This window comes from Paenibacillus apii (assembly GCF_011043685.1).
GTDB lineage: Bacteria > Bacillota > Bacilli > Paenibacillales > Paenibacillaceae > Paenibacillus_AQ > Paenibacillus_AQ sabinae.
The window spans coordinates 24,604-40,775 of the sequence record NZ_JAAKGU010000016.1 but is presented as its reverse complement, the minus strand read 5'-3'; the positions used below and the strand labels follow the sequence as shown (position 1 = coordinate 40,775).

Genomic DNA, 16,172 nt, shown 5'->3' with positions numbered 1-16,172 from the left:
TATTATTCTACCGCTTCAAAGAACTCGAGCGGCTTGCTGTCCGGGCTGAGCTTAACGATAGCTTTCTTCCATTCCGGAGTGTATCCGGAGTAGCGTCCGTACCGTTTCAGCTTTCCAGGCACGCGCAGTGTGTTCACAGCAACGACTTTCACTTTAAATATGGCCTCTACAGCCTGCTTGATTTCGGTCTTGTTGGCACGAATGTCCACTTCAAAAGCATATTTCAAATCGCTCATGTAGTCGGATGTGCGTTCCGTAATCACCGGACGTTTGATGATATCGCGAGGATCTTTCATTACGCGAACACCTCCTCTACCTTAGAAACTGCATCTTTGGTGATGATCAGTTTGTCGTGCGTCAGCACGTCAAGAACGTTAATGCCATCAGCCGCCAGGAACTTCACTCCAGGGATGTTGCGGGCGGAGAGAGCTACATTGTCGTCATAGCTAGGAGCTACGATCAGGGCTTTTTCAGCTACCTTCAGGTTGTTCAGAATGGCTACGAATTCTTTCGTCTTCGGAGCATTCAGCGTCAGGCTATCCAGCACGATGATGTTGCTCTCGATAACCTTCGAGGACAGTGCGGATTTGATCGCCAGACGACGAACCTTTCTAGGCAGTTTCCAGGAATAGCTGCGAGGAGTCGGTCCGAAGACAACGCCGCCGCCTTTCCATTGAGGAGAACGAATCGAGCCTTGACGAGCGCGACCTGTACCTTTTTGTTTCCAAGGCTTGCGTCCGCCGCCACGAACTTCAGAACGTCCTTTAACTTTATGTGTACCGCGGCGCAGGGAAGCTCTTTGCAGAAGAACTGCTTCATTGAGCACGTGAGTGTTCGGCTCGATACCGAAAATCGCGTCGCTCAGTTCAACTTCACCAACTTCATTACCGCTGATATTGAAAAGTGTTACTTTTGGCATTTCATGTTCCTCCTTTCTTCAAAAGTTATTTCTTAACGGTTTCTTTAACCTTCACGAAGCTGTTCTTAGGTCCCGGAATGGAGCCTTTAACCAGCAGCACATTACGCTCTGTGTCCACCTTGATGATTTCGAGCTTTTGGATTGTTACCGTATCATGGCCCATATGTCCTGGCAGTCGCTTGCCTTTAGGAACACGGTTGGCCTGGATGGAACCCATCGAACCCGGTCTTCTGTGGTAGCGGGAACCGTGAGCCATTGGTCCGCGGCTTTGTCCCCAGCGTTTGATAACGCCTTGGAAGCCTTTGCCTTTGGAAATTCCGGTTACGTCAACAAATTCGCCTTCTGCGAAGACGTCAGCCTTCAGCTCTTGTCCAACCTCGAGTGCCCCGAGGTCAACACCGCGAATTTCGCGAACGTAGCGCTTAGGTGTTGCATTTGCCTTCTGGGCGTGACCTTGTTCAGGCTTGTTGGTGTTTTTCTTATCGGAAAAGCCCAACTGCACTGCTTCATACCCGTCGGTATTGAGGTCTTTCTTTTGCAGTACGACGCAAGGACCCGCTTCGATAACCGTAACCGCGATTACGTTACCTTCAGGAGTAAACACTTGAGTCATACCGAGTTTTTTTCCTAAGATACCTTTCATGTTGACACCTCTTTTCTTTTCCTGTTTCTAATAGAAGAATTACAATTTAATTTCGATATCTACACCGGACGGCAGGTCCAAGCGCATCAAGGCATCCACAGTTTGAGGCGTTGGATTCACAATGTCGATCAGACGCTTGTGAGTACGCATTTCGAACTGCTCACGGGAATCCTTGTACTTGTGCACCGCACGGAGAATAGTAATAACTTGCTTCTCAGTTGGCAGCGGAATCGGCCCGGACACACCTGCACCGGAACGTTTTGCTGTTTCAACAATCTTCTCAGCGGATTGATCAAGAATTCTGTGGTCGTATGCTTTCAAGCGGATACGAATTTTTTGCTTTGCCATTTTAGTCCCTCCTTCTATCGCCCAATTTATTATCGGACATACTCCGTGAAAATTTTCTGACCACAGGCTTCATGGCAAAGGAGCCGGGTGTGTCAGTAACCTCTCACATCATCGCAACGTCGCAGAACAACATTTATTATTATATAGAATCTTTTTGCCCAATGCAAGCATAAAATAAAACAACGCATGATTTTATTCACGCGCTGTTCCGGTGTACTTCTCTATGCTATAAATTGGCTGTTGCTGACTTGAAATATTCCGCCGATGCTGCTGTTTGAGCCGTTGTCGATCCGATTCCTTCTATTGTATGAATCAGCGTCCGGATTTCTTCCTGAGCGGTTACAATCTCTTGGGTGCTGCTATGCATCGTATCCAAAATGTCGGAGAACAGCTGGCTTGTCTCATCCGACTGCAGCTTGCCGCTTTCCGTCAGTTCCTGCACTTTGCGAATTTCATTTACTACTTGGGCACTTAAACCGCCGGATTGAGCTGTCAGCTCCCCTATGCGTATTACCGTGTTCTTCGTATCCTCCGCCAGCCGATTGACTTCCTGAGCCACCACGCTGAATCCTCTTCCATGCTCGCCGGCCCTGGCCGCTTCTATCGTTGCGTTGAGAGATAATATTTTTGTTTGATCCGCAATTTCTTGCACCGCGCCGACGATCTTCTGAATTTGTCTGGAGAATTGGCTAAGTTCACTAACCGAGCGCTCCATTTCAGTTGTTCTCTCAAAAATATGGGCGATCTGCCCATTCAGCTTGCTTAGCAGCTCACGGCCGCCTTTTGCCATTTCCTGCGAGTCAAGAGCCGAAGAAGCGGTGCGCCGGAAGGTATCATTGACTTCATTGCTGCTGGCCACAAGCTGCTCGACTGCCGCGTTGGTATCGATACTAAGGTCGATAAGCTCTCCGCTGAATTCGGCAATCTTCTGCTTCAGCTCATTCTTCACCATTTCGTACTGCTCTTCTTTTTCCCGAATATTCTCTTTTTCGTAGGCTTCGAGCACGAGCTGCTGCTCCAGGTTCAAAAGCTTGGTAACCGTTCGCACCATCTTGAGCCGTTCCCTGTCGTCTAAAGCTTCATCATAGATCACGCCGATAAACTCGTTTTGCAGATTTTGAAAAGCTGATAAATACCACTTGGGCTCAAGCCCAACCTTTTTATGAATTTTGGCAATGGTCAATCGTTTCGCTATGTAGTGACTATCAACACTGCCGTCGAAGATTTCAACGATATGGTCGCGTAAAGTCTGCTTCAAGCGCTCAATGCTGCTGTGTTCCAGAATGATCTGCTCCAGCTTATCTACACCGAGCACCGAATTATAAAAACCATCAGTAATCTTGTCAATATTACGCTCGATAGCGGGTTTTAGCTTGAACAGCAGCTCCAGATCAGCCTCTGTCAAATCAATCATTCGCATCTGTTCATTTAATTCTTCTCGGCCTTCTATCTTATGAAAAGAACTTAAGGCCGCTGATTGTCCGTTACTGTGGATAAATGAATTGCTGTCACGGGAGACTAGCTTCTTGTGCTTTGGGGATAAACCATGTAAAAAAGAGAACGGACATTTTCCCATACTTTCACTCCCATTTGACTGTATCTAATAGAATTTTGTTGAATGATATCGGATTCGAGGCATTCTGTAACAGAATTGTGTTGATTATTGTCGAATTCGAGAAGATTATGTTGAAATTCGTTTATATCCTTATCTTCGGTAATTTGATTTCTTTTGTGAATAGAAGTGACTCTAATATTTAAAATTTTATTTTCTTTGATCTGGTGGAAAATCCTTCAGTTGGGGATCTATAGAGTGGAGTTCTCAGCTAATATTCGAGACATAAAAAAACAAGGATTCTTCCGCAGAAGAATCCTTGTTCGGCAAGTTCTGATCTTTCTCAAAAGAGAAGAATCGAACTTATTTTTGGATAGAAGCTACAGTACCGGCTCCAACTGTACGGCCACCTTCACGAATAGAGAACTTAGTTCCTTCTTCGATAGCGATCGGGGAGATCAGTTGAACAGTAACTGTGATGTTGTCGCCAGGCATAACCATTTCAGTACCTTCTGGCAGGTTGATGATACCAGTTACGTCAGTTGTACGGAAGTAGAACTGAGGACGGTATCCAGTAAAGAAAGGCTTATGACGGCCACCTTCTTCTTTGGTCAGGACGTAGATTTGAGCAGTGAACTCAGTGTGCGGCTTAACGGAAGCCGGTTTAGCCAGCACTTGTCCGCGCTCGATTTGGTTACGGTCAACACCACGGAGCAGAGCGCCGATGTTGTCGCCAGCTTGAGCGGAGTCAAGCAGCTTACGGAACATTTCAACGCCGGTAACGACGGATTTCTTCGTTTCTTCTTGGATACCAACGATTTCAACTTCGTCGCCTACTTTAACTGTTCCGCGTTCTACGCGACCAGTTGCAACGGTACCACGGCCAGTGATGGAGAATACGTCCTCGACAGGCATAAGGAAAGGCTTGTCAGTGTCGCGTTCTGGCAGCGGGATGTAAGTGTCGATCGTTTCGAACATTTCAACGATCTTGGCAGCCCATTCGCCGTCAGGGTTTTGCAGAGCTTCACGAGCGGAACCGCGAGTGATCGGAGTGTCATCGCCCGGGAATTCGTATTCATTCAGCAGGTCGCGAACTTCCATTTCAACCAGTTCCAAAAGCTCTTCGTCTTCAACCATGTCACATTTGTTCAGGAATACGACGATGTAAGGAACGCCTACTTGGCGGGACAGCAGGATGTGTTCGCGAGTTTGCGGCATTGGGCCGTCCGCTGCGGATACAACCAGGATAGCGCCGTCCATTTGCGCTGCGCCGGTGATCATGTTTTTAACATAGTCGGCGTGTCCAGGGCAGTCTACGTGTGCGTAGTGACGGTTAGGAGTTTCATATTCAACGTGAGCTGTGGAGATCGTGATACCACGTTCGCGCTCTTCCGGAGCTTTATCGATTTGGTCGAATGCTACAGCGGCACCGCCGTATTTTTTGGACAATACAGTTGTGATTGCAGCAGTCAGAGTCGTTTTACCATGGTCGACGTGACCGATAGTACCGATGTTAACGTGCGGTTTAGTACGTTCAAACTTAGCCTTTGCCATTTGAACAAATCCTCCTTAATATGGGTTCTTATTATTGGAGCCGCCCGATCTTAAGCTACTTCTGGGATGACTGACGGGAAACAACCGGACGGCAAGTTAAACTAGGATTACTCTGCACCCTTGTTCTTGGATACGATCTCGTCCGCGATGGATTTAGGAACTTCTTCATAGTGGGAGAGTTCCATCGAGAATACGCCGCGGCCTTGTGTACCGGAACGCAGGGTAGTGGAATAACCGAACATTTCGGAAAGAGGCACTTTCGCACGGATAATTTGAGCACCGGCGCGGGAATCCATACCTTCGATCCGTCCGCGGCGGGAGTTCAGCATACCCATAACATCGCCCATGTATTCCTCAGGCACTGTAACTTCCACTTTCATGATTGGCTCAAGCAGGACAGGTTTACACTTGTCTTTAGCTGCTTTGAGCGCCATCGAACCGGCAATCTTAAACGCCATTTCGTTGGAGTCGACATCATGGTAAGAACCGTCAACGATGGTTGCTTTGACATCAACGAGCGGGAAGCCAGCGATAACGCCGTTCTTCATTTGCTCTTCAATACCTGCAAGCGCAGGAGCGATGTATTCTCTCGGTACGGAACCGCCGACAACCTTACTTTCGAACTGGCTGCCAGTACCTGCCTCGAGAGGCTCAAATTCAACCCATACGTGACCGTATTGACCACGACCGCCGGACTGACGAACGAATTTACCTTCGACGCGAGCCGGAGCTCTGAACGTTTCGCGGTAAGCAACCTGCGGTTTACCAACATTGGTCTCCACTTTGAATTCACGACGCATACGGTCGATAATGATATCCAAGTGAAGCTCGCCCATACCGGCCAGAATCGTTTGTCCCGTTTCTTCGTCGGTGTGCGCGCGCAGCGTCGGGTCTTCTTCGGTCAGCTTGCCGAGGGCAACGCCCATTTTGTCTTGGTCGGCCTTCGTTTTAGGTTCAACTGCGATTTCGATAACCGGATCCGGGAAGTTCATCGATTCGAGAATAACCGGATTCTTCTCATCACACAGTGTATCACCTGTGCCTGTGTCTTTCAAACCTACGGCTGCAGCGATATCGCCGGAATACACGATGGAAATTTCCTGACGGCTGTTCGCGTGCATTTGCAGGATACGGCCGATACGCTCACGTTTACCTTTAGTGGCATTCAGAACGTAAGAACCGGACTCCAGAATACCGGAGTATACGCGGAAGAACGTCAGCTTACCAACATAAGGATCGGTCATGATTTTAAATGCCAGCGCGGAGAACGGCTCTTCGTCCGAAGAGTGACGCTCTGCTTCCGTGCCATCTTCAAGATGACCTTTGATCGATGGAACATCGATCGGAGCCGGCAGGAAATCGATAACAGCGTCCAGCATCAGCTGAACCCCTTTGTTACGGTAAGAAGAGCCGCAGATTACCGGGAAAATCTTAACGTCCACTACGCCTTTGCGAAGTGCAGCCTTGATTTCGTCAATGGTAATCTCTTCGCCTTCCAGGTATTTCATGGTCAGATCTTCGTCGAGTTCAGCAACTTTCTCAATGAGCTCGTTGCGCAGCTCTTCGACTTGATCCAGGAATTCGGACGGGATATCCGTCACTTCAATATCACGGCCAAGATCGTCTTTGTACATATGGGCTTTTTGTTCAATCAGGTCGATGATGCCGATAAAGTCGTTCTCGGCACCGATCGGCAGCTGAATGGCAACCGCATTTGCTTGCAGACGCTCGCGCATATCCTTAACTACGTTAAGGTAATCCGCTCCGATGATATCCATTTTGTTAACATAAGCGATCCGTGGAACGCCATAACGGTCAGCCTGTCTCCAAACGGTTTCAGACTGAGGCTCAACGCCCTCTTTTGCACTGAAAACGCCTACTGCCCCGTCCAATACACGAAGGGAACGTTCAACTTCAACGGTGAAGTCAACGTGTCCCGGGGTATCGATGATGTTGACGCGGTGACCTTTCCACGCAGCCGTGGTAGCAGCGGAAGTAATCGTAATCCCGCGCTCCTGCTCTTGCTCCATCCAGTCCATCGTTGCCGCACCTTCGTGAACCTCACCGATTTTGTGCGTACGGCCTGTATAGAAAAGAATCCGTTCCGTGGTGGTTGTCTTACCGGCGTCAATATGAGCCATGATCCCGATATTACGTGTATTTTTCAAGGAGAACTCTCTTGCCATGAATGGGGTCTCCCTTCAAAAATGAAGTTATTTGATTGACCTTGATCCTACCAGCGGTAGTGAGCAAACGCTTTGTTCGCTTCAGCCATTTTGTGCGTGTCTTCACGTTTCTTAACGGAAGCGCCTGTGTTGTTGGAAGCGTCGATGATCTCGGCCGCCAAACGTTCTTCCATCGTCTTCTCACCGCGGTTGCGGGAGTAGTTAACGAGCCAACGTAATCCCAGGGAAGTACGTCTCTCCGGTTTTACTTCGATCGGCACTTGGTAGTTGGCACCGCCGACACGGCGTGCTTTAACTTCCAGAACCGGCATGATGTTCTTGATTGCCGCTTCGAAAACTTCCATTGGGTCTTTGCCCGTACGTTCTTCAATCAACTTGAACGCATTGTACAGAATGCTTTGAGCGACACCTCTTTTACCATCCAGCATTACACGGTTAATCAGACGAGTAACCAGTTTGCTGTTATACACCGGATCCGGCAGTACGTCTCTTTTGGAAACTGGACCTTTGCGTGGCATGGATATCCCCCTTTCGTTAGATTGTTCTTATTTGTTCATTCATTATTTCTTAACTTTCGGACGTTTCGCGCCGTATTTGGAGCGAGCTTGCATCCGGTTGTTCACGCCTGCTGTATCCAGCGCGCCGCGAACGATGTGGTAACGAACACCCGGAAGGTCCTTAACCCGGCCTCCGCGGATCAGCACCACGCTGTGCTCTTGCAGGTTGTGTCCGATACCCGGAATGTAAGCCGTCACCTCTACGCGGTTCGTCAAGCGAACACGGGCATATTTACGAAGTGCGGAGTTCGGTTTCTTCGGAGTCATTGTACCTACACGAGTGCACACACCGCGTTTTTGCGGAGCGCTCAAATCTGTAGCCTCACGCTTCAGGGCGTTGAATCCTTTTTGCAGTGCAGGCGATTTCGATTTTTCGATCTTGGCTTGACGGCCTTTACGAACCAATTGATTGATAGTTGGCATTGTTGTGCCACCCCCTTCCTCTAATAATGATCTCTTAGAAACCACTTTGTTAAGCCCACAGACCCAGGCGGTTCATAAAAGAACAAATGAAAAGTTTTTGCCGCCGAAGCTCACCTCGACACAAAAACAGTTCCTTACGCTATTATTTTAAGACGGCTGCCATCGCTGCGCCTACTTCAATCCCGCACGCCTTGCCCAACTGCTGCATCGTATCGACATAAGTCAACTTGACGCCGTGCTTATTGCAAAGACTCACGATTCTGGAAGTAAGCTTGGGATCTCCGTCTTCCGCCACATAGACTTCTGCGGCTTGGCCCATCTCAACCGCTTTGACGGTTTGCTTGGTGCCGATCTTGATCTGAGCGTCCCGTAATCCTCTATCATCAGTCATTATAAACCCTCCAATGAACAAAGATAACAAGGATACTCACGCACCTTTAACATATTAGCACCAACAATATGCATTGTCAAGAACTAATCCAAAAATCTCACTGCAGACAACCGCGCCGGACTCATGAGAAGTCTCGGCGCGATTAGTCAGGCAGTATGACCCTGCTTATTCGGCAGGAACCGTTTCTAAAGCTTCCACTTCATCCTGCTCTTCTTCCGGGTTGATCAGTTTTACATTACGGTAGCGGTTCATGCCCGTTCCGGCAGGAATCAGCTTACCGATAATAACATTCTCTTTGAGACCAAGCAGTTGGTCGACTTTGCCCTTGATGGCGGCGTCGGTCAACACGCGCGTTGTCTCCTGGAACGATGCCGCGGAGAGGAAGGAGTCCGTTTCAAGCGATGCTTTGGTAATACCCAGCAGCACAGGCTTCGCCACGGCCGGCTCTTTGCCGGACAGGATCGCTTCCTTATTGGCCGCTTCGTATTCATGGATATCCGCGAACGATCCGGGCAGCAGATTCGTGTCGCCAGCGTCGATGATCCGGATTTTGCGAAGCATCTGCTTGATCATGACTTCAACGTGCTTGTCGTTGATTTCTACGCCCTGGTTCCGGTATACGCGCTGTACTTCCTGCAGAATGTAGTTCTGCACCCCGCGGATACCCTTGATGCGCAGCATCTCTTTCGGGTCAATGGAGCCGTCGGTCAGCTCGTCTCCGGCTTCGATCTCCTGGCCTTCGCTTACGCGCAGGCGGGAACCGTAAGTGATGGAGTACACCTTGGATTCCGCTTCGCCTTGAACCTCGATTTCGCGGCGGTCCTTCGCTTCGCGGATTTCCTTGATCACGCCGTCGATTTCACTGATTGTCGCCTGGCCTTTCGGATTACGGGCCTCGAACAACTCCTGAATACGCGGAAGACCTTGCGTGATATCGTCGCCCGCAACGCCCCCGGTATGGAACGTACGCATGGTAAGCTGTGTTCCGGGTTCACCGATGGACTGCGCGGCGATAATGCCGACGGCTTCGCCGATCTCAACGTGCTTGCCGGTCGCCAGGTTGCGTCCGTAGCATTTCTTGCAGACGCCGTGACGGGCGCGGCAGCTCAGCACAGAACGGATTTGCAGCTTGCTTACTCCGGCATTAACGATCTCTTCCGCTTTGTCAGAATCGATCAGATCGTTCCGGTGCACGATGATTTCACCCGTCTCCGGATGGCGGACCGTCTCAAAGCAGTACCGCCCTTCAATACGGTCGTACAGATCCTCGATAACCTCTTTGCCGTCCTGAATGCGGCTGACGGTAAAGCCTTTATCCGTGCCGCAATCTTCTTCGCGGACGATTACGTCCTGGGCCACGTCGACGAGACGACGGGTCAAGTAACCGGAGTCGGCGGTACGAAGCGCCGTATCGGCCAGACCTTTCCGCGCGCCGTGAGTGGAGATAAAGTACTCCAAGACGGTCAGACCTTCGCGGAAGTTCGCTTTGATCGGAAGTTCGAAGATACGGCCCGACGGCGTCGCCATCAGTCCGCGCATGCCGCCCAGCTGGGTGATCTGCGACTTGTTACCCCGAGCTTTGGAGTCAACCATAAGCATGATGGAGTTGAAACGGTCCATCGACTTCATGAGGACGTTCGTCAGATCGTCTTTGGTCTTGGACCAGATTTCAATTACACGGTCATACCGTTCTTCATTGGTAATCAGACCGCGGCGGTACTGCTTGGCAACAATGTCGACCTTCTCTTCGGACTCTTTCAGAATGGCTTTCTTCTCTTCTGGCACGATTACGTCCGATACGGCGATCGTTACACCTGCACGGGTAGAGTAAGTGAAGCCAAGCTGCTTGATTTTATCAAGAATGACCGATGTTTTGGTCGTATGGTAAATTTCGAAACAACGGGCGATGATAGAGCCCAGATATTCTTTGCCGACAGCGCCCGCAATCGGAACCGCATCGAGCAGTTCAGGGATATTGGCGCCTTTTTCGTAGATGAAATATCTCTCAGGCGTTCCCTGCAGCAGATTGTCACGGGTCGCTTCGTTGATGTACGGGAAGCTTTCCGGGAAAATCTCGTTGAAAATGATCTTGCCGACCGTTGTGATCAGCATGGCATTCTGCTGCTTCTCGGTGAAGCTGGTCTTGTTAAGCGCCTTGACCGGAATGGCTACACGCGCATGAAGACCTGCAGTGCCGCGCTGGTAAGCGGAAACCGCTTCGTTCACGGTACGGAGAATCATGCCGCTGCCCTTTTCTTCCTTGTTGTCCATGGTCAGATAGAAGGAACCGAGAACCATATCCTGGGAAGGGGTAACAACCGGCTTACCGTCTTTCGGGTTCAGAATGTTGCCCGACGCCAGCATCAGGATGCGGGCTTCCGCCTGCGCTTCAGCCGAAAGCGGAACGTGTACGGCCATTTGGTCACCGTCAAAGTCGGCGTTGTACGCCGTACATACGAGCGGGTGAAGACGAATGGCATGGCCTTCCACCAGAATCGGTTCAAACGCCTGGATACCGAGACGGTGAAGCGTGGGGGCACGGTTCAGGAGAACCGGATGCTCTTTGATTACCTCTTCAAGAACGTCCCAAACTTCCGGGCTTACGCGCTCAACTTTACGTTTCGCGCTCTTGATGTTGTGGGCAAGCCCCTTGTTGACCAGCTCTTTCATGACGAACGGCTTGAACAGCTCCAGCGCCATTTTCTTGGGCAGACCGCATTGGTACATTTTTAGGTAAGGACCTACGACGATAACGGAACGGCCGGAATAGTCGACCCGTTTACCGAGCAGGTTCTGCCGGAAACGGCCCTGCTTACCTTTCAGCATATGGCTGAGCGATTTCAGCGGACGGTTGCCTGGACCCGTTACCGGGCGGCCTCGGCGACCGTTGTCGATCAGAGCGTCGACAGCTTCCTGAAGCATCCGTTTCTCGTTCTGCACGATGATATCCGGAGCGCCAAGGTCAAGCAGTCTTTTCAGACGGTTGTTGCGGTTGATTACGCGGCGGTACAGGTCGTTCAGGTCAGACGTAGCAAAACGTCCGCCGTCCAGCTGTACCATCGGACGAAGTTCCGGCGGAATAACCGGGAGAACGTCCATGATCATCCAGTCTGGCTTGTTGCCGGAGTTGCGGAAAGCTTCGATGACTTCAAGGCGCTTGATCGCACGGTTGCGGCGTTGGCCTTGGGCGGTGCGCAGCTCTTCCTTAAGGAATTCCAGCTCTTTTTCGATATCCAGATCCTGAAGCAGCTTCTTGACCGCTTCTGCGCCCATGCTCGCCTGGAAGCCGTAACCGTACTTCTCGCGGTAGCTGCGGTATTCCTTCTCGGACAGCAGCTGTTTCTTCTCCAGAGGCGTATCGCCAGGGTCGGTTACAACATAGGATGCGAAATAAATAATCTCTTCAAGCGATCTCGGGGACATATCAAGAGCCAGACCCATGCGGCTCGGAATGCCTTTGAAATACCAGATATGGGATACCGGAGCGGCGAGCTCAATATGGCCCATACGCTCGCGGCGCACTTTGGCGCGTGTAACTTCAACGCCGCAGCGGTCGCAGACTACGCCTTTATAACGGACGCGTTTGTATTTGCCGCAGTGACACTCCCAGTCCTTTTGCGGTCCGAAGATCCGTTCGCAGAAAAGACCCTCTTTCTCCGGCTTGAGTGTGCGATAGTTGATGGTTTCCGGTTTCTTAACTTCTCCGCGGGACCAAGAACGAATCTTCTCCGGGGAAGCCAGCCCGATTTTCATAAATTCAAAATTGTTAACGTCCAACAAGGAGCAACCCTCCTTAACCTGATCCTGATTTGGTGTCGCCGTTCCTCTCCCGACTCCTTGCAGCGGGAGAAGCTGCGGTCATACAGCGGAAGGCCATCCTACTCACAGGATGGCGCCGCCGCTTATTGTCATCCTCAACCGTTCGCGGGCTCCGCAGGGGAATTGACACCACCTTTGAAGAACCCGTTTACTTTATGAGGATTATTTATTCCACTCCGACTTCCGCACCTTCCAGATTGAGGCTCAGCTTGTCGCTTGAAGTCTCATCCTCGTCGTCCAGTTCCTTCATTTCGATCTCTTGCTCGTCGCCGCTCAGGATTTTGACGTCCATACCGAGAGACTGAAGCTCTTTGATCAATACTTTGAAGGACTCAGGAACGCCCGGCTCCGGCACATTCTCGCCTTTGACAATGGATTCGTAGGTCTTCACACGGCCAACCACGTCATCGGATTTAACCGTAAGAATCTCTTGCAGCGTATAGGCTGCACCGTAGGCTTCAAGCGCCCACACTTCCATCTCCCCGAAACGCTGTCCGCCGAACTGGGCTTTACCGCCGAGTGGCTGCTGCGTAACGAGCGAGTATGGTCCCGTGGAACGGGCATGGATTTTATCGTCAACCATGTGCGCCAGCTTGATCATGTGCATGACGCCGACGGTAACTTCGCGTTCGAAACGCTCACCTGTCCGTCCGTCATACAGGATGGTCTTACCGTTGCGCTGCATTCCGGCTTCTTCCATCGTGTCGAAGACGTCGTACTCACGCGCTCCGTCGAATACCGGCGTTGCGACGTGGATACCCAGGCGCATGGCCGCGAAGCCAAGGTGAACTTCAAGCACCTGACCAATGTTCATCCGCGAAGGAACGCCCAGCGGGTTGAGCACAACCTGCACCGGCGTTCCGTCCGGCAGGAACGGCATATCTTCTTCAGGCAGAATACGGGCTACGACACCCTTGTTGCCGTGACGTCCGGCCATTTTGTCGCCTTCGGAAATTTTACGCTTCTGGGCGATATAGACACGAACCAGCTGGTTTACGCCAGGAGGCAGCTCGTCGCCGTTCTCGCGAGTAAACACTTTGACATCGACGATGATACCATCACTACCATGAGGAACACGGAGGGAGGTATCGCGCACTTCGCGTGCCTTCTCGCCGAAGATGGCATGCAGGAGACGTTCTTCCGCCGTCAGCTCCGTTACGCCTTTTGGCGTAACCTTGCCGACGAGAATGTCGCCAGCGCTAATTTCGGCACCGATTCGGATAATGCCGCGCTCATCCAGATTGCGAAGAGCTTCCTCGCCCACGTTCGGAATGTCGCGCGTAATTTCTTCCGGTCCGAGCTTTGTATCCCGCGCTTCGGATTCGTATTCCTCGATATGGATCGAAGTGTATACATCCTCTTTAACCAGCTTCTCGCTAAGCAGGATGGCATCCTCGTAGTTGTAGCCTTCCCACGTCATGAACGCAACGACAACGTTGCGGCCCAGGGCCAATTCGCCCATTTCCGTGGAAGGACCGTCTGCCAGGATGTCGCCTTTCTTGACGATATCGCCTCTCTTGGCCAGAGGACGCTGGTTAATGCAGGTTCCTTGGTTCGAACGCATAAATTTGTGTAATTTATATTTAACAATGTCGCCTTTAACTTCTTTGCCGTCGACGGTCTCAACGCGCCGCAGCCAGATTTCGTTGGCCGACGAGCGCTCGATGATGCCGTCGTATTTGGAAACGATACATACGCCCGAATCTTTAGCTGATTTATGCTCCATTCCCGTGCCGACGAGCGGCGCTTTCGGAATGAGCAGCGGAACGGCCTGCCGCTGCATGTTGGAACCCATCAGCGCACGGTTGGAGTCATCGTTCTCAAGGAACGGAATGAGCGCCGTCGCGACGGATACAACCTGTTTTGGCGAAACGTCCATGTAATCTACTCGGCTGCTCGGCATTGTCGTGATGTTGTCGGACAGCTTGTTGTAACGGACGATAACCATCTCATCCGCAAACGCGCCTTCCTCCGTCAACTCGGCATTCGCCTGAGCGACTACGTAATTATCTTCCTCGTCTGCTGTGAGGTAATCGATTTGTTCAGTGACCTGTCCCGTCTTCGGATCGACCCAACGGTACGGCGCTTCGATGAAGCCATACTCGTTAATGCGGGCGAAAGTCGACAGGGAGTTGATCAGACCGATGTTCGGACCTTCCGGGGTCTCGATCGGACACATCCGGCCGTAGTGACTGTGATGGACGTCGCGTACCTCAAAGCCCGCGCGCTCACGTGTCAGACCGCCCGGACCCAGCGCGGACAAACGGCGTTTATGCGTCAGCTCCGCAAGCGGATTCGTCTGGTCCATAAACTGCGACAGCTGGGAGCTTCCGAAGAACTCCTTGATCGACGCGATAACCGGACGGATATTAATCAGCGCCTGCGGCGTGATCGCGTTCGCGTCCTGGATCGACATTCTCTCCCGCACTACGCGTTCCATCCGGGAAAGACCGATACGGAACTGGTTCTGCAGAAGCTCGCCCACGGAACGCAGACGACGGTTACCCAAATGGTCGATATCATCGGTATTGCCGATGCCGTGAAGCAGATTAATAAAGTAGCTGATTGAGGAGATAATATCAGCCTGGGTGATATGCTTGACCGATTTATCAATATTGCCGTTAGCGATCAGCTTGATCACACGGCCTTCTTCAATCGGCGAGAACACCTCGACCGTCTGAAGAGGAATATCCTCATTATCGAGCACGCCTCCACTTACGCGGTAAGTCTTCGCAGCCATATCCTGCTGCTCGAAGTATGGCAGCAGTTTATCAAGGAGACGGCGGTCGACCATTTGACCGGTTTCGCCCAGAATCTCCCCGGTCGACTCATCCACCAAAGGCTGAGCCAGACGCTGGTTGAAAAGACGGTTCTTGATGTGCAGCTTCTTGTTGATTTTGTAGCGACCCACGTTCGCCAGATCGTAACGCTTCGGATCGAAGAAACGCGCGACGAGCAAGCTCTTGGCGTTATCGAGTGTCGGCGGTTCGCCCGGACGAAGACGCTCGTAAATTTCGATGAGCGCTTTTTCCGTGGAGTCCGTGTTGTCCTTATCCAGGGTATTGCGAATATATTCATCATTGCCAAGCAGATCCAGAATTTCGGCGTCGCTGCCGAATCCGAGAGCACGCAGCAGCACGGTAACCGGAATTTTACGTGTACGGTCGATCCGGACATACATGATGTCCTTCGCGTCGGTCTCCAGCTCTAGCCAGGCTCCGCGGTTCGGGATGACTGTGGCGGTATAGGTTTTTTTGCCGTTCTTATCCACTTTAGTGCTAAAGTAGACGCTAGGAGAGCGAACCAACTGGCTGACAATTACCCGTTCCGCACCGTTAATAATAAACGTACCGGTCTCCGTCATCAGCGGGAAATCTCCCATGAACACTTCCTGTTCCTTGACCTCTCCGGTCTCCTTGTTGATGAGTCGCACCTTCACCCGAAGCGGCGCCGCATACGTCACGTCACGTTCTTTGGCGTCATCCACCGTATACTTCGGTTCGCCCAAGCTGTAATCAATGAACTCCAGCACCAGGTTGCCCGTGAAATCCTGAATCGGCGAGATGTCCTGGAACATTTCACGCAGCCCTTCCTCCAAAAACCAATCGTATGATTTTTGTTGGATTTCAATCAGGTTCGGGACCTCGAGTACCTCGTTAATTCTTGCATAGCTTCGCCGAGTGCGTCGACCATACTGAACAAGATGTCCTGCCAACTTTACTCACCCCTCATGTCTACTTACTTAAAAATTGATTGCGAACCCCTGTTTGTAACCGTATA

12 protein-coding genes are annotated in these 16,172 nt (G+C 51.2%); all 12 read right to left on the bottom strand.

What is annotated here, in order from left to right; genetic code table 11:
* Nucleotides 1-2 precede the first annotated feature (2 nt).
* The 12 genes from rplW to rpoB all read right to left on the bottom strand — a co-directional run bounded on the left by rplW (nt 3) and on the right by rpoB (nt 16,107).
* Nucleotides 3-296 (bottom strand): 50S ribosomal protein L23, encoded by a 294-nt coding sequence (rplW, locus tag G5B47_RS23750; RefSeq protein ID WP_025336673.1) that lies wholly within the window; start codon nt 294-296, stop codon nt 3-5.
* Nucleotides 296-919, bottom strand: coding sequence for a 50S ribosomal protein L4 (gene rplD, locus G5B47_RS23745; RefSeq protein ID WP_025336674.1), 624 nt, complete (start codon nt 917-919; stop codon nt 296-298). Before rplD ends, rplW begins: the two co-directional genes overlap by 1 nt.
* A gap of 25 nt (nt 920-944) precedes the next feature.
* A complete protein-coding gene (rplC, locus tag G5B47_RS23740) occupies nt 945-1,562 on the bottom strand; it encodes a 50S ribosomal protein L3 (protein WP_025336675.1) in 618 nt (205 codons plus the stop codon).
* A gap of 39 nt (nt 1,563-1,601) precedes the next feature.
* Nucleotides 1,602-1,910, bottom strand: coding sequence for a 30S ribosomal protein S10 (gene rpsJ / locus G5B47_RS23735; RefSeq protein ID WP_006676490.1), 309 nt, complete (start codon nt 1,908-1,910; stop codon nt 1,602-1,604).
* Between the two features lie 226 nt (nt 1,911-2,136).
* On the bottom strand, nt 2,137-3,486 hold the full coding sequence (locus tag G5B47_RS23730) for a globin-coupled sensor protein (protein WP_268958534.1): 1,350 nt from the start codon (nt 3,484-3,486) through the stop codon (nt 2,137-2,139).
* 339 nt (nt 3,487-3,825) lie between these two features.
* Nucleotides 3,826-5,016, bottom strand: coding sequence for an elongation factor Tu (gene tuf, locus G5B47_RS23725; RefSeq protein WP_025336677.1), 1,191 nt, complete (start codon nt 5,014-5,016; stop codon nt 3,826-3,828).
* Between the two features lie 107 nt (nt 5,017-5,123).
* Nucleotides 5,124-7,202, bottom strand: a complete 2,079-nt coding sequence (gene fusA / locus G5B47_RS23720) for an elongation factor G (RefSeq protein WP_025336678.1) — start codon at nt 7,200-7,202, stop codon at nt 5,124-5,126.
* Between the two features lie 47 nt (nt 7,203-7,249).
* Nucleotides 7,250-7,720, bottom strand: a complete 471-nt coding sequence (rpsG, locus tag G5B47_RS23715) for a 30S ribosomal protein S7 (RefSeq protein WP_025336679.1) — start codon at nt 7,718-7,720, stop codon at nt 7,250-7,252.
* A 42-nt stretch (nt 7,721-7,762) separates the two neighbouring features.
* A complete protein-coding gene (gene rpsL / locus G5B47_RS23710; protein WP_025336680.1) occupies nt 7,763-8,182 on the bottom strand; it encodes a 30S ribosomal protein S12 in 420 nt (139 codons plus the stop codon).
* 142 nt (nt 8,183-8,324) lie between these two features.
* Nucleotides 8,325-8,573, bottom strand: a complete 249-nt coding sequence (locus G5B47_RS23705) for a ribosomal L7Ae/L30e/S12e/Gadd45 family protein (RefSeq protein WP_025336681.1) — start codon at nt 8,571-8,573, stop codon at nt 8,325-8,327.
* 165 nt (nt 8,574-8,738) lie between these two features.
* Nucleotides 8,739-12,353 (bottom strand): DNA-directed RNA polymerase subunit beta', encoded by a 3,615-nt coding sequence (rpoC, locus tag G5B47_RS23700; RefSeq protein ID WP_025336682.1) that lies wholly within the window; start codon nt 12,351-12,353, stop codon nt 8,739-8,741.
* A gap of 205 nt (nt 12,354-12,558) precedes the next feature.
* Entirely contained in the window at nt 12,559-16,107 is a 3,549-nt protein-coding gene (rpoB, locus tag G5B47_RS23695; RefSeq protein WP_025336683.1) for a DNA-directed RNA polymerase subunit beta, read from the bottom strand.
* Nucleotides 16,108-16,172 lie beyond the last annotated feature (65 nt).

Excerpts from the sequence above, each read along its gene's own strand:
- rplC (WP_025336675.1), bottom strand. The coding sequence starts at position 1,562 with ATGAAAGGTATCTTAGGAAAAAAACTCGGTATGACTCAAGTGTTTACT.
- rplW (WP_025336673.1), bottom strand. The coding sequence starts at position 296 with ATGAAAGATCCTCGCGATATCATCAAACGTCCGGTGATTACGGAACGC.
- rplD (WP_025336674.1), bottom strand. The coding sequence starts at position 919 with ATGCCAAAAGTAACACTTTTCAATATCAGCGGTAATGAAGTTGGTGAA.
- rpsL (WP_025336680.1), bottom strand. The coding sequence starts at position 8,182 with ATGCCAACTATCAATCAATTGGTTCGTAAAGGCCGTCAAGCCAAGATC.
- G5B47_RS23730 (WP_268958534.1), bottom strand. The coding sequence starts at position 3,486 with ATGGGAAAATGTCCGTTCTCTTTTTTACATGGTTTATCCCCAAAGCAC.
- fusA (WP_025336678.1), bottom strand. The coding sequence starts at position 7,202 with ATGGCAAGAGAGTTCTCCTTGAAAAATACACGTAATATCGGGATCATG.
- rpsJ (WP_006676490.1), bottom strand. The coding sequence starts at position 1,910 with ATGGCAAAGCAAAAAATTCGTATCCGCTTGAAAGCATACGACCACAGA.
- G5B47_RS23705 (WP_025336681.1), bottom strand. The coding sequence starts at position 8,573 with ATGACTGATGATAGAGGATTACGGGACGCTCAGATCAAGATCGGCACC.
- rpsG (WP_025336679.1), bottom strand. The coding sequence starts at position 7,720 with ATGCCACGCAAAGGTCCAGTTTCCAAAAGAGACGTACTGCCGGATCCG.
- tuf (WP_025336677.1), bottom strand. The coding sequence starts at position 5,016 with ATGGCAAAGGCTAAGTTTGAACGTACTAAACCGCACGTTAACATCGGT.